A 25,096-nucleotide genomic window follows, 5' to 3' on the forward strand; every position below is an offset into this window, starting at 1 on the left:
CAGCGCATGCCGCTGACGCTCACCGACGAACAACTCAACGAGAGGTTCGACCAGATCTCGGCGTTGGCCGGGCGGCCGCGCCGCCTCGATGAGCTTCCGGGCGGACTGACCAACCGCAACATCAAAATCACGACGCCCGATGCCGTCTACGTCGCGCGCTGCACCGACGCATCGTCGGGAATGCTGGGAATTGACCGCGACCGCGAGTGCCACAACACCCGCGCCGCCGAACAGGCGGGGGTCGGCGCGCCGGTCATCGACTACCGCCCCGACCTCGGCATCCTGCTGCTCGGTTATCTCGAGGGAAAAACACTGTCCAACGACGATTTTCAACGGCCGGGGGTGATCGCAAAGGCGGCCGCGGCGGTGCGTACCCTGCACTCCGGGCCGCGTTTCCGCGGTCGATTCGACATGTTCGAACTCCAGCCGCAATATTTGAAAACCGTGCTGGACAAAGGATTCCGTATCCCCGACGATTACCTCGACCATGCGGACACCTTCAACGACATCGCCAGGGTGCTGGCGGTCACCGATGAACAGACGGTGCCATGCAACAACGATCTGCTGGCCGGCAACTTCATCGAGGACGGCGACCGGATGTGGCTGATCGACTACGAATACTCCGGCAACAACGATCCGTGCTTCGAGCTGGGGAACACCTGGGCCGAGTGCGGATTGTCCACCGACCAACTCGACGAGTTCGTCACGGCGTACTACGGGCAGCGGCTGCGCAATAAAGTCGCGCGAGCGCACCTGCAGGGCATCGTCGGAAAATACGGTTGGACGTTGTGGGGCTGCATACAGAACGGTTCGAGTGCAATCGATTTCGACTTCTGGGGATGGGCGATGGAACGTTATGAGGGTGCGGTGGCCGAGTTCAAGGGACCGAACCTGACTCGGCTGCTCGACGATGCGCAGGCTGCCGACTGATGGCGACTGAGCTGCCCGGCCGTGCCCAGGTCGTCATCATCGGCGGCGGCGTCATCGGCACCAGCGTCGCCTACCATCTGACGAAACTGGGGCTCACCGATGTCGTACTGATCGAACAGGGGCAGCTGTCGAGCGGCACGACATGGCACGCCGCGGGACTGGTAGGCCAGTTGCGTGCCTCGGAGAGCGCGACACGTCTGGTGCAGTATTCGACACAGCTGTACGCGGAACTGGAGAACGAGACGGGTCTGTCGGCAGGCTACAAGCGGTGCGGGGGAGTCACGGTCGCGCGTACCGAGGACCGGATGACCCAGTTGCGCCGCACGGCCGCCAGCGCCGAGGCATTCAACATGGAGTGCGAACTGCTCAGCCCCGAACAGGCGCTCGAGCACTATCCGGTGATGCGCGTCGACGACCTCGTCGGCGCGATCTGGTTGCCCGGCGATGGTAAAGCCAACCCGACCGACCTGACGTTCGCGCTGGCCAAGGGTGCGCGGATGCGCGGTGCCCGAATCCACGAAAAGACCAGGGTGCTCGACGTGCTCACCGCTGCGGGGCGGGTGTCTGGGGTTCGCACGGACGCCGGCGACATCGAGGCCGAGATCGTCGTCAACTGTGCGGGGCAGTGGGCGAAGCAGATCGGTGCGATGGCGGGCGTCAACGTTCCGCTGCACTCGGCCGAGCATTTCTACGTCGTGTCCGAACGCATCGACGGTGTCCACCCCGACCTACCGATCCTGCGTGATCCCGACGGCTACACCTACTTCAAGGAGGAGGTCGGCGGACTGGTCATCGGGGGTTTCGAACCCGAGGCGAAGCCGTGGGTGTCACCGGATCAGATTCCGTACCCGTTCGAGTTCCAGCTTCTGGACGAGGACTGGGAACACTTCGAGATCCTGATGAACAGTGCGCTGCTACGCATCCCTGTGCTCGAGGAGACAGGTATCAAGAAGTTCTACAACGGGCCGGAGAGCTTCACGCCCGACAACCAGTTCATCCTCGGAGCAGCGCCCGAGCTCGAAAACTTCTTCGTGGGTGCGGGATTCAACTCCGTCGGTATCGCCACCGCCGGTGGAGCCGGCCGTGCGCTCGCAGAGTGGATCGCCAACGGTGCGCCGACCGGTGACCTGACGGGTGTCGACATCCGCCGGTTCGCACCGTTCAACGGCAACAGCAGGTGGCTGCACGACCGCGTCGCCGAAGTGCTCGGATTGCATTACGAGGTGCCATGGCCCAACAGGGAGATGACGACCGCCCGGCCGTTCCGGAGATCACCCGTGCATCACCTGATCGACGCCGCGAACGCCAACTTCGGCAGCCGGATGGGGTGGGAGCGAGCCAACTTCTTCGCGCCCCCCGGTGTAGCGCCGACCATCGAATACACGTGGGGCAAGCCGAATTGGCTGCCGTGGTCGGCTGCGGAGCAGGCCAACACCAGGACCAACGTCACGGTGTTCGACCAGACCTCGTTCTCGAAATACATCCTGGCCGGGACGGACGCCGAGACGGCCTTGCAGTGGCTGTGCACCGCAGACGTCGCGGTGCCGGTCGGCCGATCGGTGTACACCGGCATGCTCAACGAGCGGGGCACCTACGAGTCAGATGTGACAGTCACCAGGACCGGCGCCGCGGAATTCCTGATCGTCAGCAGTGCGGCCACCACCGAACGCGACAAGGACCACATCCGGTCGAACCTGCGTGGAGCCAATGCATCGCTGGTCGACGTGACATCGGCGTATGCGGTATTCGGCGTCATGGGTCCCAAATCCCGCGATCTGCTGGCGAATCTCACCCCGGCTGATCTCTCCGACGAGGCTTTTCCGTTCGGCACCAGCCGGCAGATCCCGCTCGGATACGCGACGGTGCGGGCGACGCGCATCACCTACGTCGGCGAATTGGGTTGGGAGCTCTATGTTCCCGCCGAGTTCGCGGTCGGTGTCTACGAAGATCTGATGTCTGAGGGAGCACCGTGGGGTGTGGGGCGCGGCGGCTATTACGCGATCGAATCACTGCGATTGGAGAAGGGCTATCGCGCGTTCGGCCGCGAACTGACACCCAGTGAGAACCCGGTTGAGGCGGGTCTGCTGTTCGCATGCAAGCTCAAGTCCGACATCCCGTTCCTCGGACGGGAAGCCGTCGAGAAAGCCAAGGCCGAGGGGCCGCGCAAGCGACTCGTCGGATTCCGGGTCGACGACTCCGAAGCGATGCTGTGGGGCGGCGAGCTGATCCGGCGCGACGGGGTCGTGGCGGGCCAGGTCACGTCGGCGGCATGGGGTGAGACCACCGGCGCCTGCGTCGGACTGGCGTACGTACGGCAGCCCGATCACGGCGTGGTCGACGCGAAGTGGGTGAACAGCGGGGCCTATCAGGTCAACGTCGGCGGCCGGCTGTACCCGATCTCGGTGTCGCTTCGGCCGCTGTACGACCCGTCCAACGAGCGGATTCGCCCCTAGCCGCGGCGGTCTGCGGAAAGCTGTACCCCGTGACGGTGGACTTCCGGCTGCTCGGCGATGTCGAGGTCCGACTCGACGGGCAGAGGCTCGACGTCGGCCATGCCCGCCAGCGCTGTGTGCTCGCTGCGTTGCTGATCGACGTCAACCGGCCCGTCCCTACCGACCAACTGATCCTGCGGGTCTGGGCCGACGACCCGCCGCACCGGGAGCGCAACGCGCTCGCCGCGTACCTGTCGCGGTTGCGACACCTGTTCGCGGACACCGACGAGGTTGCGGTCGTGCGCGAGCCCGGTGGCTACCTGCTGTCGGCCGACCAGCTGTCGGTGGACGTGCACCGCTTTCGTCACCTTGCGGCGCGAGCACGTGCGGTGTCCGACTCGGCCGAAGCCGCCGGGTTGTTCGACGCCGCTCTCGAACTGTGGCGCGGATCCCCGTTCGCGGCGCTTGACACCCCATGGTTCAACGACGTTCGTGATTCGCTTGAGGTGGAGCGACTCTCGGTCGTGCTGGATCGCAATGATGTCGCGCTGCAGGCAGGGCGACATGCCGAGCTGCTCGGAGAACTCACGCTGGCGCTGCAGGCGCACCCGCTCGATGAGCGGCTGGCCGGCCAGCTGATGCTGGCCCAGTACCGCAGCGGCAGACAGGCCGCCGCGCTGGAGACCTACCGTCAGATGCGCGACCGCCTCGTCGACGAACTCGGCGTCGACCCCAGCCCGCCCCTGCAGGCGGTGCACCAACAGATTCTCGGCGGCGGGGCCCCGCCGCCGCCGGCTTTCGAAACCGCTGCGCCGCAACGTGTGGAAACCCGTGCGCTGGCCGGGCTTCCGCGGCGGGTGACGACCTTCGTCGGACGCGAGAACGATGTGGCCAAAGTCATCGCCGCCCTGCGCGACGGCCCCCTGGTGACGCTGACCGGGGTCGGCGGTGTCGGAAAGACCCGGCTCGCACTGGAGACCGCCGAGCGCGAACGGCATCGCTTCGGCGACGGTGCTGTCGTTTGTGAACTGGCGCCGATCGAGGACGGGCCGGCCGTGACCCACGCGGTCGCAGCGGCATTGCGACTCCAGCAACAGCAGGGCCTGGGTATCGAGGAGACCGTCATCGAGTACCTCCGCACCCGTGAACTGCTGTTGGTGGTCGACAACTGCGAACACGTGCTGGAGGACTCGGCGCGGCTGCTCGAGCGGATCGCCGGATACTGCCCCCGGGTGGCGGTGCTGGCCACCAGCAGGGAAGCGCTGGGAATCGCAGGGGAGCGGGTCCTGCCCGTCAATCCGTTGCCGATTGACGACGCCACACTGCTGTTCGCGGACCGCGCGAGGGCGAGCCGGTCGGACTTCGACGTCGACCACGAGCCGGTCGGAGCGGTGGCCGAAATCTGCCGTCGGCTCGACGGGCTGCCGCTTGCCATCGAGCTCGCGGCGGCGCGCGTGCGGTTGATGGGCAGTCTCGATATCGCCCGCCGGCTCGATCGACTACGACTGCTGACAGGTGGGGCGCGCGGTGCGCATCCGCGCCAACAGAGCCTGTCGGCGACCATCGACTGGTCCTATCACCTGCTCTCGGAACCGGAACAAGCCCTGTTCGCCCGGTTGTCGGTCTTCGCGGGCGGTTTCGACATCGACGCCGTGCACGGCATCTGCGGCAACGCCGATGCCGACGAGGACGATACGCTCGAACTGCTGGCCGGGCTCATTGACAAGTCGATGGTCACCACTCGTGGTGGTACGCACACCTCGCGTTACGCGGTTCTGGAAACTCTGCGTGCCTACGGCCGGGACCGATTGCGGGACAACAATCTTGACGATGCCTACGCGATGCGCCATGCCGCGTACTTCACCACACTCGCCGAGCGCGCCGCGGCGGGTACTCAGGGGATCGACGAGCGGGCGTGGGTCGAACGGATGTTGCCAGACTATGACAATCTGCGTGCGTCGTTCGAGCATCTGATGACGGCATCCGACCTGGACACCGCGCTACGGCTGGTCACGTCTCTGCCCGAATTCGTCCATCTGCGAATAGGTTACGAGTCGTCCGGCTGGGCAGAACGAGTCGTCGAGTTGGCCGACAGCGACCACCCCTTGTATGTCGCAGCCGTCGGTTTCGCCGCGCGGGGGGCGTGGAACCGCGGTGACTTCACCTCAGCGGTGTCGCTGGCCTCGCTCGCGGACGGACGAGTGCCGGGGCGAGGTACCGGACGCGTCGCGTATCCGGGTGACGTGCTGGCCGACGTCGCGCTCTATCAGGGCGATGCGGCCACGGCCCTGGCGCACTACGACAGTGAGGTGTCGCGCGCCCGCCACGATGACGACCCGATTCGATTGGTGTGGACGCTGTTCTACGTGTCGATCTGCCATGCCGCGATGCGCAACCCGCATCACGGCATCGACGCCGCGGAGGAATCGCTGCGAGTGGCCGAGGAAACGGCGAATCCGACGGCGCGGTCCATGGGGCGTTACGCCCTTGGCCTGGTGCTCAAGAAATCCGATCCGGACCGGGCGCTGGTGTTGTTCGACAGCGCCGCCGAACTCGCCGCGTCGGTGCAGAACTTCTGGTGGCACGGGATCGCGCTGATGGAGGCGGCGGCTACCCGCGCGGTGCATGGCGAGCCGTCGAGCGCGGCGCAGTCTCTCATCGAGGTGCTCGACCACTGGGACCGGGTGGGCGACTGGAGTCAGCAATGGCTCAACGTCCGCTACGTCACGCGCTTCCTGGCCCGAATGGGCGCGCACGACGATGCCGTCGCGCTGCATCACGCGCTCCTCGGCGCGAAAAGGCTCTCGCCACTCGAGGAGGGCCACACCAGGGCGATCGGCGAGCAACAGCAGGGCGCCCTGAGCCCATCCGAGGCCGTGGTGCTGGCCCGCGCGAGTCTGGTTCGCTACGCCTCGCATCCGGCCTAGCCGCTTTTGACCAGGACATTTCACGATCGTCCAACGTCTGCCGAAACTCCGCACGCGACGGTGATGTCGTCACGAGCTCACCGGAAACAGCCGTTGAGCGGAAAGCAAAGGAGACACAACATGGAGAACCGCAGAATGTTCAAACGAGCGATGGCGGCGGCGCTGCTGTCGGCGACCCTCGCGACGCCGGTGACCGCCCTACTCGCCACGGGCACGGCCAACGCCAGGCCGATCGAGAGCCCCAATTGCCGTGGCATCGCCAAGGCGATCGACAGCAGCATGTACATGGCAAACGTGGCACGAGACCAAGGCGACACAAAGGCTGCGCGCGAGTACATGAGGGATGCCGCCCGCGCCAGTGCGAACTACCAAAGGCACTGCACGTCGTAAGCCGCTGAGCCAGGCGGGTCGCGATCTTCCCGCCTGGCTCAGCACACCCGTCGTACCCGACGGTTCGCGCACAAATAATCGAAGGAGAAGGAATTATGACCAGTATCGTGAAATCAGAAATCGACCGTGAGCTCAAGGCCAAGCACCGGGCGCTGTGGGCGTCGGGAGATTACGCGGCCGTCGCCGCGGAACTCATTCCCGCGCTTGGTCTCGAACTCGTCCGCGCGAGCGGCGTGAAGCAGGGTGACCATGTCCTGGACGTGGCCGCGGGCTCGGGTAACGCCGCCATACCCGCCGCCGAGGCAGGCGCGATCGTCACGGCAAGCGATCTGACGCCGGAGCTGTTCGACGCCGGCCGTAACATCGCCGCGCGCCGGGGTGTCGAGGTGGAATGGGTGGAAGCGGATGCGGAGGCTCTTCCTTTCGCCGACAACAGCTTTGACGCCGTTATCTCGTGTGTCGGTGTGATGTTCGCGCCGCACCACCAGGCGGCCGCCGACGAGTTGGTGCGGGTCACCCGTCGCGGCGGCACGATCGCCTTGCTCAGCTGGACGCCCGAAGGGTTCATCGGCAACCTGTTCAAGACGATGAAGCCGTATGCCCCGCCGCCTCCGCCGGGAGCCAGCCCCGCCCCGTTGTGGGGTTCGGAGGGCCACGTCCGCGAGTTGTTCGGAGATCGCGTCAGCGATCTGACGATGTGGCGGCAGACCGTGGTGCTCGACCACTGCACCGAGCCCACGCAATTTCGGGAGTACTGGAAAAGCAACTACGGGCCGACGATCGCCGCGTACAAATTCAACGCGGACGCCCCCGACCGGATCGAGGCCCTCGACCGCGACTTCCTCGAGTTCCTCACCAGCTGGAACCGGGGCGACGACCAGCGCGCCGTTTGGGAGGCCGAATATCTGTTGGTCACCGCCACCAAGCGTTAGGACGGCTGGAACCCACACATGAACATCTGTTCAGCTAGACAGGTGTTCGGTGTGGGTTCTAGGCTCGCCTGGTGGTTGTGAATACGGTCGCCATGCATATGAGCGACGGCATCGTCAATGCGCCGACATCGGTGATCTTCGGGGTCATCGCGGTGGCCGCCATCGGGTTGTGCGCGGTGAAAGCACGCACCGAACTCGATGAACGCACGGTGCCGCTGGCCGGTCTCGTCGCGGCGTTCGTCTTCGCCGTGCAGATGGTCAATTTCCCGATCCTGCCCGGCGTCAGCGGGCACCTGCTGGGCGGTGCGCTGGCCGCGATCCTGGTCGGCCCCTTCACCGGTGCGCTGTGCATCGCGATCGTGTTGATCGTGCAGTCGCTGCTGTTCGCCGACGGCGGAATCACCGCATTGGGCACCAACATCACCAACATGGCCGTCGTCGGCGTCGCCGTGGGGTACGGGACAGCCGTCGCGCTGTATGCGATCGCGCGGCGGGGCAAAGCCGATCTGCCGGTGCCTGCGCTCGGCGTCATCGCGTTCATCGCCGCGGTGATCGGAACGGCATGCGCGGCAATGGCGTTTGTCGTCGAATACGCCATCGGGGGCGCCGGCGCCACGTCGCTCGGCACAGTGGCCGCCTACATGTTCGGCACGCACGTGCTGATCGGCGTCGGGGAAGGATTGATCACTGCCGTCACGGTGATGGCCGTGGCACGTTCGCGCCCCGACCTCGTCTATCTGATGCGCCGCGCCCGGACGGCGGTGCCGGCGTGAAGCGATGGTCGTTCTGGCTTGCGTTTGCGGCCGCCACCCTGCTGATCGCCGGGGTCGTCTCGTACTTCGCGAGTTCCAGCCCCGACGGGTTGGACTCAGCGACGCTGCGTGGCTGCCAGGTCGTCGAAACCGCGGCCGGCGACGAGTTCACCGGTGATTGCATCGCACAACACGCCGACGAGCACGCGCTGGCCACCTCGCCCCTGGCCGACTACTCGATCGGCGGACAGGACGGCACCGGCGGGATCGCGGGCATCATCGGCGTCATGGTCACAGTCGTCGTGGCGGGGTCGGCGTTCTGGCTCATTGCACGGACCCGGCGGGCTGTCGAAACCGGCCCGAGCCGACGGTCTGCCGGCGACGAGCAGTCCTAACGCATGGGTGCAGGCGCGCATCCGCTGTATCGCCACGACGAGTCGGCCGTACACCGGACACCGGCCGAGGTGAAGATCGTCTGCCTGCTGGTGTTCGTGCTCGCCGTCGTCGCCACGCCCCGGGAAATGTTCTGGCCGTTTGCGATCTATGCCGCGATCATCGTCGCGACGTGGCGTCTCGCGCGGATACCGCTGCGGTGGGTGTTGCCGCGCATGCTGATCGAGGCACCGTTTCTGGTGCTCGCCGTCCTTTTGCCGTTCGCCGAGGGTGGGCAGCGCATCGATGTTGCGGGACTGCAGCTTTCGGTAGCCGGACTGTGGGCGGCGTGGGGCATCGTCGTCAAGGGCACACTCGGTGTCGCGGCCGCGTTGACCCTCGCTGCCACCACATCCGCAACCGAGCTACCCGCCGCGCTGAGCCGGCTGGCTGTTCCCGCGGTGGTGACATCGGTGCTGGTGCTGATGATCCGTTACATCGACCTGCTCGCGGCCGAGGTGAGCCGTATGCGGATGGCCAGGATCGCGCGCGGTGACTCGCCGCGGGCACTGCATCAGGCGCGTGCGATCGCGACTGGCATCGGAGCGTTGTTCCTGCGCTCCTACGAACGCGGCGAGCGGGTGTACGCCGCGATGCTGTCACGTGGATTCGATGGTAGGGCACCGGATCTCGCGGTGATCGGTGCCCCGCCGAGGGCTATGGCGTCCCAGTGGATGGTGGCGATGCTGCCGGCTGCCGCCGCGGTCGTCGTATCGGTAGCGGCGTGGGTGACGCAGTGAGCGCGATCCGCGTCGAGGCGCTGCGCCATGTCTATCCGGACGGACATGTGGCCCTCGACGGCGTCGACCTCGAGGTGGCCGATGGCGAGCGGGTCGCGGTGCTCGGCCCCAACGGGGCGGGCAAGACGACGTTGATGTTGCATCTCAACGGTGTCCTGACCGCGACCACCGGGTCGGTGCAGATCAGCGGAATCCCGCTGAACCGCAAGAGCCTTCACGACATCCGCAGGCGCGTTGGCCTGGTCTTCCAGGATCCCGACGACCAGTTGTTCATGCCGACGGTCGCGCAGGACGTCGCATTCGGTCCGGCGAATTTCGGGCTGCGCGGTGAGGAGCTCGCCGCGCGGGTGGCAAGCGCGCTGGAGGTCGTGTCGATGACCGAAGACGCTGGCCGCAGTCCTACCCATCTGTCGGCGGGGCAGCGGCGCAGGGCCGCATTGGCCACCGTGCTGGCCTGCCAGCCGGACATTCTCGTGCTCGACGAGCCCTCGGCGAACCTGGATCCGGTCGCGCGGCGCGAACTGGCCGAGACGCTCTCGGGGCTGAACGCCACCATGTTGATCGTCACCCATGACCTGCCCTATGCGGCTCAGCTGTGCGACCGGGCCGTGGTGATGGACGGCGGCTCCATCGTCGCGGACGGCGCGATCACCGACATTCTGTCCGATTCGGAATTGCTTGCCGCGCATCGCCTCGAGCTGCCGTGGGGCTTCTCGGTCAAAGGTCGTTGAGACCACCGAGCATGGACTCACGCAGGACGCGGCTCAAAGCCCGAGCCGCTCCAACGCATCGTCGAACTCCTCGAGCGCGACCTTCTCGCTCTTGCCTTCGGCGATCGCCTGCTCGTAGATCGAGTACATCCGGGGGCCGTGGGCTGCGAAGCGCGCCGACCACGCCTGCGCATCACGTCGCCAGTAGCCGACGACGTCCAATTGATCAGCGGTCCAACCGTACTCGTGGCGCAGCAGTTTGCGGATTTTGCGCGCCTCGGACGCCTCACCTGCGAACCAGCAGTATCCTGGGCCGATCGCCGGGCAGTTGCGCGCAACCAGGCGCGCCAAAGCGCTGTCCGCCACACCGTTTCCGGTGCCGACGGAGCTGACGAGCCGCACCGTGGCGTGCTTGGGCAGGTAGTCGAGGTCGTCCTCGTCGGGCACCTCCACGATCGCGACCGTGTTGCTGTGCGCGGGCTGTTCGATCAGCCGCGCGAGCGCGGGCAATCCCGCAAGGTCGGCGACGAGGACGTGGCGATCGGCATCACGTGGGGGCCGGAACCGGGATTTGGCGTGGGCGAGTTCGACACGGTCTCCGGGCGCGGCGCCGGTCGCCCACCGCATTCCCGCCGCCGCACCACCGCGGGCGGTGCGATCACCGACGTGCAGGACGACGTCAACGGTGACGCGGCAGGCCGACGGGTCGTGCTCCCGGACGGAGTAGGTCCGGGCCGCCTGACCGTCATCATCGTTGGTGCCGAAGTAGATTCCGAGCGCGGTGTCCCCGAACCGCGGCAGCTGCAGGAGGCTCAGCTCGGGGGCATGAATGACCACTCGCTGCATATTCCGGCCCAACGGTGCCGACTGCACCACCGAGCCCGCCACCACGGGGGCGGTCAATGGCGCTTGGACGGCGGCCAGGGCGGTTCGCCGCAGAGCGCCAGCAGCGCATTCTCGATCACTTCGGGCAGCGCGGGATGGATCCAGTACTGGCCGCGCGCCATGTCCTGTGCCGCCAGGTCGAAGTTCATCGCCTGGATCAACGGCTGAATCAGCGACGACGCCTGGTGTCCCATGATGTGCGCGCCGAGTATCAGGCCGCTGTCGTCATCGACGATGATCTTGGCGATCCCCGTCGTATCCTCCATGGCCCAGCCGTACGCGACGTCGGCGTAGTCCTGGATCTTGACCCTGATATTCAAACCTTTTGCCCGCGCTTGGTTTTCAGTCAGCCCTACGCTCGCGATCTGCGGGTCGGTGAAGACAGCCGAGGGCACATTGCGATGGTCGGACGGCATGAGCGCATCGGTGTCGTCCCAGTCCTGCAGGAGATTGTGTTTCACGCGGCGCGCCTCATGATTGGCCACATGCTTGAGCTGATAGTCCGACGACACGTCGCCGAGTGCGAACACATTGCGCGCAGTGGTGCGCTGGAACTCGTCGACGACGACCTGTCCATTGGCATTGACCTTGACACCGGCCAGTTCGGCGTCGAGCCGATCGCCGTTGGGAACGCGGCCAGTGGCGACGAGCAGCGCGTCGCCCCGCACCTTCGAGCCGTCTGTGCAGGTGACCTCGACACCGCCGCCGACGTTGTGCGCGTCGGCCAGCTCGTGGTGATTGCGGATCTCCCATTTCCTCGACGCGATGTCGGTGAACCGCATGGCGATGTCGTCGTCGTGGCCGCGCAGTAGGGTGCTGCCGCGGATCATCAGCGTCACGTGGCTGCCGAGCGCCGAGAAGATATGGGCGAACTCGCAGGCGATGAAACCACCGCCGATGATGATCAAGTGCTCGGGCACGTCCGCGATGCGCATGATGGTGTCGCTGGTGTGATAGCTCACCCCGCACGCCGTGACGGCGTCGGGCGCGATGGCTCTGGAGCCCGCCGCGATCACCACCTGGTCGGCGGTGAATTCGTCGCCGTCGTCGGTGCGCAAGGCGTAGCGGCCGTCGGGCTTCGTTTTCGCGAAACGCGCGTGGCTACCGAAGACCTCGACGTTCGGTGAGGACCGCCGATAGTTCTCGCCGCCGTCTGCGATCGGATCGATGCGGCCGAACACTCGGGACACGATGTCCGGCCAGCGCACCCCGTCGAGATGGGCGTCGATGCCGTAACGTGATGACTCCCTTACCTCTTGGGCGACCCCGGCGGCGTAGACGAACATCTTGGTCGGGATGCAGCCAACGTTGAGGCACGTCCCGCCGAACACACCCTGTTCGCAGATCGCCACCCGTCGGTCGTGGTAGCGCTCATCGAGGATCGAGTTGCCCGAACCGGTTCCGATGATTGCGATGTCGAAGTGAGTCATCGGGTCACCCCTCGGTCGGGTTGCGTCGTCGAACCCGCAACGTGAGCGTCGAGCCAGCGGTCCAATTCGTCGTAGGCGGCCTGGCGCGCCTCGGGAACGGACAGGAACACGTCGTGCTTGGCGTCGGTGATCGGCACGACGGTGCTCCGGTTGCCGATGCAGCCGGCCCAGCGGGCGATCTGATGTACGTCGAGCACGGCGTCACCGCGCTGGATGACGTCCGGGTCGGACACCTCGCGCACGCTGCGATCGGAGCGCAGGATCAGGTTGGGCACACCGACGTCGAGCCCGCGGTGCAGTTTGGCGTGGCCGCGCCGGATCGCGTGAATCCAGCCGAACGTCACCGGAAATCCGCCGATGGGCTTCCATCTGAGGTCGTAGTCGAATTCGCCCGAGTAGTCGCGGTGCAGCGTCGAGCCGTACCCGCCCTCGGGGACCGGCGCGCGCACCACGGTCTTCTTTCGAACTCGGGACAGCGCCGCGATTGCCGCGCCGGTGGGAGCCGCGCGCAGGAATGCCGGACCCTGCAGATCCAGCCAGGGGCTGTTCAGCACCAACCCGGCGACGCGGTTGCGCTGCGTCATTCCGTTACTGCGCAGGCGGTCCAGGAACAACGACACGATGAGCCCGCCCGCGGAGTGCCCGTAAACGAGCACATCGGCCGACGTCTCGGCGTTGATCACGCCCAACGCGCGGATCAGTTCCTTGTCGTAGCGGGCCAGGTCGGTGGTGAAGTGAGGTGTCTGGCCCTCCCGCCACGATCGCCCGCATTTGTGCAGATCCAGCGCGTAGAACGCAAACCCGCGATCGGCCAGGTGATCCGCCAGTTCGGTGTGGAAGAAATAGTCGGTGAAACCGTGTACCACCAGCACGGCACGGGTGGCCGACGGGTTGACGTCGCCGCGGCGCACCAGCGTGGCGGCCAGCAGCCCTTCTCCGTCGGGGTCGGGCCCCAACTCGAACGTCTGTTGCCGGTAGCCAGCCAGCACATCCGCCGTCCACTCGGTCACCCAGATGAGCTTAGTCGCGGCTCGCGGCCCACCTGGGGCGACGGCCAGAGATGGCCGCGGCTAACCTGAAATCCGCCAAGCAGGACCAAACCGAGCACGGAGGATGATCGATCGGGTGGCTGACCCGCAGGTAGCCGTGGACTCGGTGGTCGAGGACCATGTCGGGGCGGTGAGCGCCCGATGACGGTCGCGCTACGCCGAAGCTGGGCCAAGGATCTGGACGCCGCGACGCTCTACGAACTGTTGAAGTTGCGCGTCGAGGTCTTCGTCGTCGAACAGGCCACCCCGTACCCGGAACTGGACGGGCGCGACCTGCTCACCGAGACCCGCCACTTCTGGCTCGAAGGGGCCGACGGAGAGGTCATCTGCACACTGCGGCTGATGGAAGAACATCCCGGCGGCCAGAAGGGCTTTCGCATCGGCCGCGTCTGCACCAAGCGAGAGGCGCGCGGCCAGGGGCACACCACCCGGCTGCTGCAGGCGGCCCTCGCCGAGGTCGGCGATTACCCGTGCCGCATCAACGCGCAGACCTACCTCGAAGAGATGTACGCCCACCACGGATTCGTCCGCGACGGGGCCGAATTCCTCGACGACGGCATCCCGCACGTCCCCATGGTCAAGTCATGACGGTCTACCCCTTCAGCGCGATCGTCGGCCACGACCGCCTGCGCCTGGCGCTGCTGCTGTGTGCGGTGCGCCCGGAGATCGGTGGCGTGCTGATCCGCGGCGAGAAAGGCACGGCGAAGTCGACAGCCGTGCGCGGCTTGGCCGCGGTGCTGGCTGCGGTGGACGGCGCCGCGCTGGTCGAATTGCCCATCGGGGCGACCGAGGACCGCGTCGTCGGCTCGATCGATCTGCAGAAGGTGCTGCGCGACGGTGAGCATGCGTTCTCGCCCGGGCTGCTGGCCCGTGCGCACGGCGGAGTTCTCTACGTCGACGAGGTCAATCTGCTGCACGACCACCTCGTCGACGTGCTTCTCGACGCCGCCGCGATGGGGCGGGTGCACGTCGAGCGCGACGGCGTCTCGCACAGCCACGACGCGCGGTTCGTCCTTGTCGGGACCATGAATCCCGAAGAGGGCGAACTACGTCCCCAGTTGCTCGACCGGTTCGGCCTGACCGTCGACGTGCACGCCTCCCGTGATGTCGATGTACGGGTCGAAGTCGTCCGGCAACGGATGGCTTTCGAGGCCGACCCGGCCGGGTTCGCCGAACGCTACGCCGAGGCCGACGCCGAACTAGTCGGCCGCATTGCCGCGGCGCGCGCCAGGTTGAGCTCGGTGAGCTTGCCGGACAGCGAGTTACGACGTATCGCGGCCCTCTGCGCGGCGTTCGACGTCGACGGTATGCGCGCCGATCTGGTGGTGGCCAGGACGGCGGTTGCGCACGCCGCGTGGCGCGGTGCCGACACGGTTGCCGAGGAGGACATCCGGGTAGCGGCTGAACTCGCCTTGCCGCACCGGCGGCGTCGCGACCCGTTCGACGATCCCGGTCTGGATCCCGGACAGCTCGATGAAGCGATGCAACAGGCGGGGGAGTCTGCCGACCCTGAGCCGGAGCCCGACCCGCCCGGTGGCGGCGAAACCTCGCCCAATGAGTCATCAGATCAGGCTGCGCCACAGGGAAATTCGAGCTCATCCACGCGACCCAGCGCACCGCCGTCCGCGGTGTTCCGCACGCGGACGCTCGTCGTTCCCGGCGTGGGGGACGGGGCGCCTGGACGCAGATCCCGGGCACGCAACCGGGCCGGAACCGTCATCTCGTCGACCACCCGCGCAAACGAGGGACACGGACTGCACGTGTTCGGGACGCTGCTCGCCGCGGCCGAACACCAGCGGGTGCCCGGGCGTGCGCGGCCGACGGTGGACGATGTGCGGCACGCCGTTCGGGAAGGGCGAGAAGGCAATCTGGTGATCTTCGTCGTGGACGCGTCGGGATCGATGGCCGCCCGCGACCGGATGTCGGCGGTCAGCGGCGCCGCTCTGTCGCTGTTGCGCGACGCGTATCAGCGGCGCGACAAGGTCGCCGTCATCACGTTCCGCCAGACCGATGCCCGGCTGCTGCTGCCGCCGACGTCGTCGGTGCACATCGCGAGCCGCCGGCTGGCCCGTTTCGACACCGGCGGCAAAACTCCATTGGCGCAAGGCCTACTGGCCGCGCGTGACGTGGTGGTCCGGGAGAAGGCACGCGACCGGGCACGCCGCAGTTTGGTGGTGGTGCTGACCGACGGCCGAGCCACCGGCGGTCCTGATCCGCTTGGGCGCGCACGGGAGGCGGCCGCTCGGCTGGTGGCCGAAGGTGCGACCGCCGTGGTGGTCGACTGCGAGACTTCCTATGTGCGATTGGGTCTGGCCGAGCAACTGGCCGGTTACCTGGGTGCTCCCGCGGTGCGGCTGGCGCACCTGCGCGCGGACAACCTCACCGACCTTGTTCGCACCGCCGCCTAGTTACGGGCCCACAACGAAGTCAGGGGAGGGAGTACCCATGCCTCAGGGTCAACCGGCCACCGTTCCCGAGGACGGGCTGACCACCCGCGCCCGGCGCAACGCTCCACTGCTCGCGGTGCACACCGGTACCGGCAAGGGCAAGTCGACCGCCGCGTTCGGGATGGCATTGCGGGCATGGAATCAGGGCTTTTCCGTGGCGGTGTTCCAGTTCGTCAAGAGCGCCAAGTGGAAGGTCGGCGAAGAGGCGGCCTTCGGCCAGCTGGGCCGGCTGCACGACGAGCACGGGGTCGGCGGCGCCGTCGAATGGCACAAGATGGGTGCGGGCTGGTCGTGGTCGCGTAAGCACGGCAACGAGGACGATCACGCGGCCGCCGCGGCCGACGGCTGGGCAGAGATCACCCGCCGCCTCGCCGGGGAACGCCACGACTTCTACGTCCTCGACGAGTTCACCTATCCGCTGAAGTGGGGCTGGATCGACGTCGACGAGGTGATCGAGGTGCTGACGCGAAGACCCGGCACCCAGCATGTGGTCATCACCGGCCGCGACGCCCCGCAGAAACTGCTGGACGCCGCCGACCTCGTCACCGAGATGACCAAGGTCAAACATCCGATGGACGCCGGCCGCAAGGGCCAAAAGGGCATCGAATGGTGAGTACCCCCGCCGTGGTGATCGCCGCCCCGGCATCCGGCGGTGGAAAGACTACTGTGGCAACGGGTTTGATGGGCGCCCTCCGGAAAGCGGGCCACTCCGTCGCCCCGTTCAAGGTCGGGCCGGACTTCATCGACCCCGGATACCACGCACTGGCAGCACAGCGCCCTGGCCGCAACCTCGACCCGGTGCTTGTCGGCGAACATCGCATCGGCCCGCTGTATCGGCATGGCAGCGCCGCGGCCGACATCGCGGTCGTCGAGGGCGTGATGGGCCTGTTCGACGGGCGGATCGCCGACGGCTTCACGGGTATCGCCGAAGGGTCCACCGCGCACGTGGCGGCCCTGCTCGGTGCGCCGGTGATCCTGGTGGTCGACGCGCGTGGCCAGAGCCACAGCGCCGCGGCACTGCTGCACGGCTTCTCGACGTTCGACTCGACGATCCGGGTCGCCGGCGTCATCCTCAACCGTGTCGGGTCAACGCGCCACGAGGAGGTGCTGCGGCAGGCGTGCGAGCACGCCGGACTGACGGTCTTGGGCGCCATCCCCAGGGTCGACGAGTTATCCGTTCCGTCAAGACATCTCGGCCTCGTGACCGCCGTCGAGCACGGCATCCGGGCCCGTACCGCGGTGGAGGCGATGATCGGCCGTGTCGAACGTCACGTCGACTTGACGGCGATCACCGAGATCGCGGCCAGCCGAGTCGCCGACGAGCCCTGGGATCCCGCGGCAGGCGGTTCCGTCACGGAAGACGTGACGGTGGCGCTCGCCGCGGGCAAGGCGTTCAGCTTCGGTTACGCCGAGCACCGCGAACTGCTGCTGGGAACCGGCGCCGACGTCGTGGCATTCGACCCGCTGACCGAATCGCTGCCGCCGCGGACCGCCGCACTCGTCCTACCCGGCGGCTTCCCGGAACAATTCGGTACCGAACTGTCGGGCAATGAGGTTGTGCGGCAACAGATCAGGAGCCTCGCCGCATCCGGTGCACCGGTGCACGCCGAATGTGCCGGGCTGGCTTATCTGGTCAACGATCTCGACGGTCAGCCGATGTGCGGTGTGCTGTCCGGCTCGGCACGCTTCACCGACCGCCTGACGCTGGGTTACCGCAACGCCGTCGCGGTGGCCGAATCGCCGCTGTACGAAATCGGGGACCGTACTGTCGGTCACGAATTCCACCGCACTGCAGTGGAATTCACCAAAGACTATGCACCAGCCTGGGTGTTCGGCGACCGCCCCGCCACACGGACCGAGGACGGTGCGGTAGACGGCGGTGTGCACGCAAGCTACCTACATACCCATCCGGCCGCACACCCGCAAGCGGTATCGCGCTTCGTCGCCGCGGCGGAGTCGAGTTTCTACTCCAGCCACCGCAACCTCTAAACTCGGCGGGTGACCGAGAACGCCTACCTCGTCGGCCTGCGCCTTGGCGGCAGGAAGGTCGTCGTCGTCGGGGGCGGCACCGTGGCGCAACGGCGACTCCCGCTGCTGGTGGCCAACGGCGCCGACGTGCACGTCATCTCCCGCAGCGCCACTCCGGCGGTCGAGGCGATGGATGGAATCACGTTGGAAATCAGAGAGTTTCGTGACGGCGATCTGAGCGGCGCTTGGTACGCGATCGCGGCGACCGACGATCCGGCCGTCAATGCCGCCGTCGTCGCCGAGGCCGAACGGAACCGGATCTTCTGTGTGCGGGCCGACGTCGCGCGCGAGGGCACCGCGGTGACCCCCGCCTCGTTCGAGTACGAGGGCCTGGCCGTCGGGGTGCTCGCAGGTGGAGACCACCGCCGGTCCGCCGCGATCCGGTCGGCTGTCCACGAGGCCTTGCAGCAGGGGCTCATCGCCGGCGAGACGCCGGGTGTGCTGCCCGGTGGGGTGGCGTTGGTCGGCGGCGGGCCCGGCGATCCCGAACTGATCACCGTGCGCGGCAGGCGCATGCTGGCCCAGGCCGACGTCGTCGTCGCCGATCGCCTGGCGCCGCCGGAACTGCTCGCCGAGCTCTCGCCGCACGTCGAGGTCATCGACGCCGCCAAGATCCCGTATGGGCGCGCCATGGCTCAGGACGCCATCAATGAGGTGCTCGTCGACCGGGCCAGGGCCGGCAAGTTCGTGGTGCGACTCAAGGGCGGCGATCCGTTCGTGTTCGCGCGGGGCTACGAAGAGGTGATCGCGTGCGCCGACGCCGGGATTCCCGTCACCGTTGTGCCGGGTGTGACAAGTGCCATAGCAGTGCCCGCGCTGGCGGGCGTTCCCGTCACACATCGAGGCGTCACACACGAGTTCGTCGTGGTCAGCGGGCATGTTGCGCCTGACCACCCCGAATCGTTAGTGAATTGGAATGCGCTGGCCCAGATGTCGGGCACGATCGTGTTGCTGATGGCGGTCGAGCGCATCGAGCAGTTCGCCAAGGTACTGCTGGACGGTGGGCGACCTGCAGAAACGCCGGTCCTGGTCGTACAACACGGCACCACGGCGGCGCAGCGGACCATGCGAGCAACCCTCGGCGACGCCGCCGAACGCATCCGCGAAGACGGCGTGCGCCCCCCGGCGATCATCGTGATCGGCCCCGTCGCGGCCTTCGGCGGTTAAAGGATTCTTAAGATTACTGTAAGGTAACCCGCATGACGGCTCTCAATGACGCCGAGCGGGCAGCCATGTTTCGCGACGCCGAAGGCGGGGCAAACCGGTCGTTACCTATGAATGTGGGCTACCCCGGCCAGGAGCGAACCGGCAGGTACCCGGCTTGGCTGCCCTCGCGGCGGTTCATCGCCGCGGTCATCGCGATCGGTGGCATGCAGCTGCTTGCCACCATGGACAGCACCGTCGCGATCGTCGCGCTTCCTAAGATCCAAGACGAGCTGAGCCTCTCCGATGCCGGGCGCAGCTGGGTCATCACCGCATACGTCCTGACGTTCGGCGGGCTGATGCTGCTCGGTGGCCGCCTCGGCGACGTCATCGGGCGCAAACGCACCTTCATCGTCGGCGTCACGCTGTTCACCATCGCCTCGGTGCTGTGCGGTCTCGCCTGGAACGAGGCGACCCTGGTCACCGCTCGGTTGCTGCAGGGTGTGGGCGCGGCGATCGCATCGCCGACCGCCCTTGCGCTGATCGCGACCACCTTCCCGAAGGGACCCGCGCGCAACGCCGCGACTGCGATCTTCGCCGCCATGACGGGCATCGGATCCGTCATGGGCCTCATCGTCGGCGGCGCGCTGACCGAGGTGTCCTGGCGCTGGGCATTCCTGATCAACATCCCCATCGGGCTGCTGATGATCCACCTGGCCCGCAAGACGCTGCGCGAAACCCACCGTGAGCGGCTGAAGCTCGACGCCACCGGCGCGATCCTGGCCACACTCGGCTGCACCGCCGCGGTGTTCGCGTTCTCGATGGGGCCCGAGCAGGGCTGGGTGTCGCCGATGACCATCGGCTCCGGTCTGGCCGCCTGCGCGTTCCTGCTGGCGTTCGTCTACGTCGAGCGCACCGCCGAGAACCCGGTGATGCCGCTGGAACTGTTCAAGGACCGCAACCGCGTTGCGACGTTCGCCGCGGTGTTCCTCGCCGGCGGTGTGATGTTCACGCTGACCGTGCTGATCGGCCTGTACGTCCAGGACGTCATGGGCTACAGCCCGCTGCGGGCAGGCGTCGGGTTCATTCCGTTCGTGGTCGCGCTCGGGATCGGCCTCGGCGTGTCGTCGCAGCTGGTGCAGAAGTTCCCGCCGCGGTGGCTGGTGATCGCCGGTGGCGTGCTGGTGCTCGGTGCGATGATCTACGGCTCCACGCTGGATGCCAACATCCCGTACTTCCCGAACCTGGTCATCCCGATCACGATCGGCGGCCTGGGCATCGGGATGATCGTGGTCCCGCTGATGCTGTCGGCGATCGCCGGCGTCGGCTTCGACCAGATCGGCCCGGTGTCGGCGATCGCGCTGATGCTGCAGAACCTCGGCGGTCCGGTCGTGCTGGCCATCATCCAGGCCGTCATCACGTCGCGCACGCTCTACCTGGGCGGTACCAACGGCCCGGTCAAGGACATGGACGCCGCGCAGTTGCACGCCCTGGATCAGGGTTATACCTACGGCCTGCTGTGGGTCGCCGCGGTCGCGATCATCGTCGGCGCCGTCGCCCTGTTCATCGGCTACACCGCGGCGCAGGTGGCGCACGCGCAGGAAGTCAAGGACGCGATCGACCAGGGAGAGCTGTGACTTCGGTGTAGTTGGTCGCGCACACCGCAACTGACTACACCCGATTCTCCGGTGGGTAGGCTGGCAAGCCATGTCTGCGGTGGGCGGTTCCTCGGCGTTCAACGAGGGCATGTCGGACCGGGCCACCACACCGCTGTCGTCATCGGTGTTGGGCCCGGCGATCATCGCGATCACCGGCATGCAGCTCATGTCGACCCTCGACGGCACCATCGTCATCGTCGCGCTGCCGCGGATGCAGGCCGATCTCGGCCTCTCCGACCCTGGCAAGAGCTGGGTCATCACCGCTTACGTCCTCGCCTTCGGTGGACTGCTGCTGCTCGGCGGGCGCATCGGCGACGCCATCGGCCACAAACGCGCGTTCCTGTCCGGTGTCGGCGTGTTCACGATCGCGTCGTTGGTCTGCGGGCTGTCCACCGACGGCGTCACGCTGATCGTCGCGCGTGCAGTGCAGGGCACCGGTGCGGCGATCGCCGCTCCGACGGGCCTGGCCCTGATTGCGACGACGTACGCGGTCGGGCAGGCCCGTAATCGCGCGATGGCGGTGTCTGCCGCGATGCAGGGGATCGGTTCGGTGCTCGGGCTGGTGCTCGGCGGCGGCTTGACCGTCATCTCGTGGCGCTTGGCGTTCCTGATCAACATCCCCATCGGGATCGTGATCATCATCGTCGCCGTCCTGAAGATCAACGAGACCCATCACGAACGGCTGAAACTCGATGTCACCGGCGCCATCCTGGCCACCCTGGGCTGCACCTCGGCGGTGCTGGTGTTCACGCAGGGCCCACCGCGCGGCTGGGTCGACCCGTGGGTCATCGGCGCAGGCGTCGCCTCGGCGATCTTTTTCCTCGCGTTCCTGATCGTCGAACGCACCGCCGACCACCCGATCGTGCCGTTCTCGGTGTTCGACAACCGCAACCGCGTGATGACCTTCATCTCGCTGTTCCTCGCGGGCGGCGTCATGTTGACGCTCAGCGTGATGGTCGGCCTGCTCGTGCAGGATGTGCTCGGCTATTCACCGCTGCGCGCGGGCGTGAGTTTCATCCCGTTTGCGGTCGCGTTCGGCATCGGCAGCATCGTCGCGGCCAAGCTCGCGCCACATGTCGCGCCGCGCTGGCTGATCCTCGGCGGCGGGTTGTTCGTGCTCGCCGCCATGCTCTACGGCTCGACGCTGGACCGCGACGTCCCGTACTTTCCGGACCTGTTCGGACTCGTCATCGTCGGTGGCTTCGGCATCGGTGCGATCGCGGTGATCCTCCCGTTGTGTGCGATCGCCGGGGTGGGACCGAAGGAGATCGGCCCGGTGTCGTCGATCACGCTGATGGTGCAGAACCTCGGTGGTCCGGTGGTGCTGGTCGTGATCCAGGCGGTGCAGACCTCCCGCACGCTCTATCTCGGCGGCACGACGGGACCGGTCAAGGACATGACCCCCGCGCAGCTTGATGCGCTGGGCTACGGCTACACCTACTCGTTGCTCTGGGTGGCGGGCGTTGCGGTGATCGTCGGCGTCACGGCGTTCTGGATCGGATTCTCGGCACGCCAGATCGCGGCCGCCCAGCACACCCGCGAGGCGGTGGAGGCGGGCGAGCTCTAAGCGCGCGCCGGTCGTGGCAGCTTTCTTCAGCGCCCGTGCAGAATGGCGATCAGCTGTTCACGGCTGTTGGCCCCGACACGTTGCGAGGCGCGGAACAGGTGACCTTCGACAGACCGTCGCGACATCGTGAGGCGATCAGCGATTTCCTTATTCGAAAGCCCTTGTGCGGCAAGCGATATGATCTCGTGCTGTCGGTCGGTGAATAGTTTAGGCGTGGCTGCGGCGCGCGGAGCCGGGGTTCGGACGCCTTGGCACTGTGCGGCGAGGCGCTCGACGGTGGCGGACGCGTTCATTGCCGAACCGCGTAATCCGCTCCGCTGATAGATGACGACGGCTTGGGCCGCGGCGTCGACCGCAGCGAGTCGGTCACCGAATTCTTCGTAGTGGCGGGACGCGCCGAGCAAGCCGTCGCCATCCTCGGCGGCCAGAGCGGCAGCGTGGGTTGCAGCGGCGGCCGCACGAGGTCCGGCGACGTCGTTGGCCAGTTCGGCCAGCCGTGCGGCCGTGGTGCGGTCGCCGAATTGGGTCGCTGTCTGCAACAGCATCACCTCCCAGGCGGGTCGGCGCAGGCTGCGCTCGCGCTCGGCGGCGTCCCGGATGATCGAAATCGCCGTCGTGGTGGCGCCTTCGGCGGCACATACCCAGGCCTCGGCAATCGATTTCGCCGAGTCCCACTTGCGTGCGTCAGTGTCCCGATCCCACCACTCAAGCGCGGTGAACTCACGTCGCGCGTCGATTGCGTTGCCGGCCATACCCGTCACGGTGGCTAGCCATGATCGGGCGAAGGCCTTCAACATCTGGCCAAGGCCACCGCTTTCCAGGTGCGCGACCGTCTCTTGCAGCGAGAGTTGGGCCACCGGGAGATCGCCGTGACCAATCGCCGACATGGCGGTGAAAAAACTGCGCCAGGACTGCTGGAACGGAACGTCGATCGTGTCGCCTCGGATTTCCTCGATCATGTTGTCGGACTTGGTAAGTGCGCCTGCGAGCCAGTACGCGGTGACTTGGAATGTCGCTAGCGGAAGGCGCAGATGCGAGGCCTCCGCGGACGTCTCTGCCAGCCGGTATCCCGACTCCGCCGTTGGTTCGAACTCGTCGATGCGGCCGAGATCGCCCAGTCCGGAAACCACCGTCCAGATCAGAAACATCCGAGCCATACCGCTGGCGGGTGGATCGGCGAGTATTTCAGCGGCTCGCTCGGCAGCGGCGGCGGAGTGCCCGCGCACGAGGTCGATGAACGCCCGTACTGCGCTGGAAATCGCTTGCGCCCCTTCATCGTCACCGGGCACCGCCTCAGCGAGTTCTCGTTCGGCGCTCGCGACGTCACCGAGGCTGGCGGCGAAGTTCATCGCGCGCAGAATGGCGATCTGCGCTCGGATCGGGGCCTCCGTTTCGCCGGCGAGTTCGGCCAGGATGGCCTCCGAGTCAGTCCCACGCTCCTGCCACGTGATTGCCATCGCTTCGATGAGCTTGGCTTCCAGTCCGCCGCCGACTGACACGGCCCGCTCGGCCAAGGTCTCTGCGAGCCGCAGGTCGCCGAGTTGCATGGCGGCCGACGCCGCGGCGAGAAGAACTGCGATGTCGGGCGCGAGGTTCGAGTCGATCATCAGCGCTGCGCGCCGCACCAACTGTCTGGGGTCGACGGAGTCTTTTCGGGCGAGCTCGGTGGCGATCCGTCCGCGGAGTCGCCGCATCTGCACGGTGCCGGTGTGCGTGACGTCGCACAGCATGGGGTGAGCCAGCCGCACAGAGGTGGGACGCACGCTGGTGTCGACGCTTATCAGCCCGAGTGATTCGGCTTGGGCCAGCGCATCGGAGTCGGCGATGGTCTCCAGGATGTCGCTCTCCAAGGGCTCGGCCACGGCGAGTGCGCCGAGTACATCGCGGACCGCATCCGGCGCCTGCGCGATCCGGGCCTCGAGCAACTCGGCCAGCGTGGAGGACAGCCGAGGATGCCCGTCCCACAGCCACACCCCCGAGCGCAGCGTCATCCGGTTGGCACGCACCTCGTTGTCAAGCAGATGCCGAAGGTACAGCGCATTGCCTTGGGTGTACTGCCAAAGGCGTTGTGCGCTGAAGGAATCGACCGGACCGCCGAGCACCTGGCCCACCAGGCTGCCGATCTCTGACGGCGATAAAGGTTGTAGTTCAAGGCGTTCGAGATGATGGTCTTTCCAGATGGCGGTGATGGCATCGGGAGTCTGTTCTTTCGAGCGGATCGTCAAGATGACCGTGGCAAGACGGCGTGTGATGAGTTGGTGGACGGTGAACGCCGAAAGGTCGTCCAACAGATGCGCGTCGTCGACGCCGATGACCACGTCGCTGTGCTGGGCGTCGCCGACGACGCCGTCGATCACTTCGCGGACCCGCCGCAGCGGGTCGGGGCCGAAGTCGCTGGCGATGTCGGCAAATGCGCCAAGCGGAACGCTGCGTGCCGATGTGGTGCCGACGATCCAGTGCGAGCGCGTACCACGGCGACTGCACCTGTCCACGGCTTCGCGCGCGACCCGCGTCTTGCCGACACCCGCCGGGCCGGAGAGCACGATTCCGCGGGAGCGATCTGCCGCCGGTTCGGTGGCCTCGGCGATCACCGCGAGTTCCTCGGCGCGCCCGACCATGGGCCACTGGCGGATCACCGGCGAAT

20 protein-coding genes are annotated in these 25,096 nt (G+C 67.0%); 16 read left to right on the forward strand and 4 right to left on the reverse strand.

Features of this window, described 5'->3' with window-relative positions; genetic code table 11:
* Positions 1-6 precede the first annotated feature (6 nt).
* The 9 genes from G6N42_RS03845 to G6N42_RS03885 all read left to right on the forward strand — a co-directional run bounded on the left by G6N42_RS03845 (position 7) and on the right by G6N42_RS03885 (position 10,266).
* Positions 7-930 (forward strand): phosphotransferase, encoded by a 924-nt coding sequence (locus G6N42_RS03845; protein WP_163726300.1) that lies wholly within the window; start codon positions 7-9, stop codon positions 928-930.
* On the forward strand, positions 930-3,383 hold the full coding sequence (locus G6N42_RS03850) for a GcvT family protein (RefSeq protein ID WP_163726303.1): 2,454 nt from the start codon (positions 930-932) through the stop codon (positions 3,381-3,383). Before G6N42_RS03845 ends, G6N42_RS03850 begins: the two co-directional genes overlap by 1 nt.
* Before the next feature lie 29 nt (positions 3,384-3,412).
* Positions 3,413-6,289, forward strand: coding sequence for an AfsR/SARP family transcriptional regulator (locus tag G6N42_RS03855; protein ID WP_163726307.1), 2,877 nt, complete (start codon positions 3,413-3,415; stop codon positions 6,287-6,289).
* 120 nt (positions 6,290-6,409) lie between these two features.
* Positions 6,410-6,679 (forward strand): hypothetical protein, encoded by a 270-nt coding sequence (locus tag G6N42_RS03860; protein ID WP_163726310.1) that lies wholly within the window; start codon positions 6,410-6,412, stop codon positions 6,677-6,679.
* A gap of 95 nt (positions 6,680-6,774) precedes the next feature.
* Positions 6,775-7,611, forward strand: a complete 837-nt coding sequence (locus G6N42_RS03865; protein WP_163726313.1) for a class I SAM-dependent methyltransferase — start codon at positions 6,775-6,777, stop codon at positions 7,609-7,611.
* 92 nt (positions 7,612-7,703) lie between these two features.
* Positions 7,704-8,384, forward strand: a complete 681-nt coding sequence (locus G6N42_RS03870) for an energy-coupling factor ABC transporter permease (protein WP_174262211.1) — start codon at positions 7,704-7,706, stop codon at positions 8,382-8,384.
* Entirely contained in the window at positions 8,381-8,758 is a 378-nt protein-coding gene (locus G6N42_RS03875) for a PDGLE domain-containing protein (RefSeq protein ID WP_163726320.1), read from the forward strand. The genes G6N42_RS03870 and G6N42_RS03875 overlap by 4 nt, the downstream gene beginning before the upstream one ends.
* Before the next feature lie 3 nt (positions 8,759-8,761).
* Entirely contained in the window at positions 8,762-9,535 is a 774-nt protein-coding gene (cbiQ, locus tag G6N42_RS03880; protein WP_163726324.1) for a cobalt ECF transporter T component CbiQ, read from the forward strand.
* On the forward strand, positions 9,532-10,266 hold the full coding sequence (locus G6N42_RS03885) for an energy-coupling factor ABC transporter ATP-binding protein (protein ID WP_174262007.1): 735 nt from the start codon (positions 9,532-9,534) through the stop codon (positions 10,264-10,266). Before cbiQ ends, G6N42_RS03885 begins: the two co-directional genes overlap by 4 nt.
* A 33-nt stretch (positions 10,267-10,299) precedes the next feature.
* Here the strand turns inward: G6N42_RS03885 and G6N42_RS03890 are convergent, their stop codons facing one another.
* From G6N42_RS03890 to G6N42_RS03900, 3 genes are read right to left on the reverse strand one after another with little or no spacing between them, the layout of a single operon-like run.
* Positions 10,300-11,148, reverse strand: coding sequence for a siderophore-interacting protein (locus tag G6N42_RS03890; RefSeq protein ID WP_232076068.1), 849 nt, complete (start codon positions 11,146-11,148; stop codon positions 10,300-10,302).
* A complete protein-coding gene (mtr, locus tag G6N42_RS03895; protein ID WP_163726330.1) occupies positions 11,145-12,560 on the reverse strand; it encodes a mycothione reductase in 1,416 nt (471 codons plus the stop codon). The genes G6N42_RS03890 and mtr overlap by 4 nt, the downstream gene beginning before the upstream one ends.
* Entirely contained in the window at positions 12,557-13,570 is a 1,014-nt protein-coding gene (locus G6N42_RS03900) for an alpha/beta hydrolase (protein ID WP_163726333.1), read from the reverse strand. The genes mtr and G6N42_RS03900 overlap by 4 nt, the downstream gene beginning before the upstream one ends.
* A 180-nt stretch (positions 13,571-13,750) precedes the next feature.
* Between G6N42_RS03900 and G6N42_RS03905 the strand changes: the two genes are divergently transcribed.
* From G6N42_RS03905 to G6N42_RS03935, 7 genes are all read left to right on the forward strand, one after another.
* A complete protein-coding gene (locus G6N42_RS03905; protein ID WP_163726336.1) occupies positions 13,751-14,197 on the forward strand; it encodes a GNAT family N-acetyltransferase in 447 nt (148 codons plus the stop codon).
* Complete coding sequence (locus tag G6N42_RS03910; protein ID WP_163726338.1) at positions 14,194-16,017, forward strand: magnesium chelatase subunit D family protein; 1,824 nt, start codon at positions 14,194-14,196, stop codon at positions 16,015-16,017. The genes G6N42_RS03905 and G6N42_RS03910 overlap by 4 nt, the downstream gene beginning before the upstream one ends.
* 37 nt (positions 16,018-16,054) lie before the next feature.
* Positions 16,055-16,669 carry a cob(I)yrinic acid a,c-diamide adenosyltransferase gene (gene cobO / locus G6N42_RS03915; RefSeq protein WP_163726341.1) on the forward strand — a complete coding sequence of 205 codons (615 nt, stop codon included), beginning with the start codon at positions 16,055-16,057 and terminating at the stop codon, positions 16,667-16,669.
* The gene (locus G6N42_RS03920) at positions 16,663-18,045 is read left to right on the forward strand and encodes a cobyrinic acid a,c-diamide synthase CobB (protein WP_434059559.1); all 1,383 of its coding nucleotides are present in this window, start codon (positions 16,663-16,665) and stop codon (positions 18,043-18,045) included. The genes cobO and G6N42_RS03920 overlap by 7 nt, the downstream gene beginning before the upstream one ends.
* 9 nt (positions 18,046-18,054) lie before the next feature.
* Positions 18,055-19,251, forward strand: a complete 1,197-nt coding sequence (cobA, locus tag G6N42_RS03925; protein ID WP_163726344.1) for a uroporphyrinogen-III C-methyltransferase — start codon at positions 18,055-18,057, stop codon at positions 19,249-19,251.
* A 107-nt stretch (positions 19,252-19,358) separates the two neighbouring features.
* Positions 19,359-20,864, forward strand: coding sequence for an MFS transporter (locus G6N42_RS03930; RefSeq protein ID WP_232076469.1), 1,506 nt, complete (start codon positions 19,359-19,361; stop codon positions 20,862-20,864).
* A 70-nt stretch (positions 20,865-20,934) separates the two neighbouring features.
* Positions 20,935-22,452, forward strand: a complete 1,518-nt coding sequence (locus G6N42_RS03935; protein WP_163726350.1) for an MFS transporter — start codon at positions 20,935-20,937, stop codon at positions 22,450-22,452.
* A gap of 26 nt (positions 22,453-22,478) precedes the next feature.
* On the opposite strand, the gene G6N42_RS03940 is transcribed toward G6N42_RS03935, so the two are convergent.
* On the reverse strand, positions 22,479-25,088 hold the full coding sequence (locus G6N42_RS03940; protein WP_163726353.1) for a LuxR C-terminal-related transcriptional regulator: 2,610 nt from the start codon (positions 25,086-25,088) through the stop codon (positions 22,479-22,481).
* Positions 25,089-25,096 lie beyond the last annotated feature (8 nt).

Source organism: Mycobacterium gallinarum (assembly GCF_010726765.1).
GTDB lineage: Bacteria > Actinomycetota > Actinomycetes > Mycobacteriales > Mycobacteriaceae > Mycobacterium > Mycobacterium gallinarum.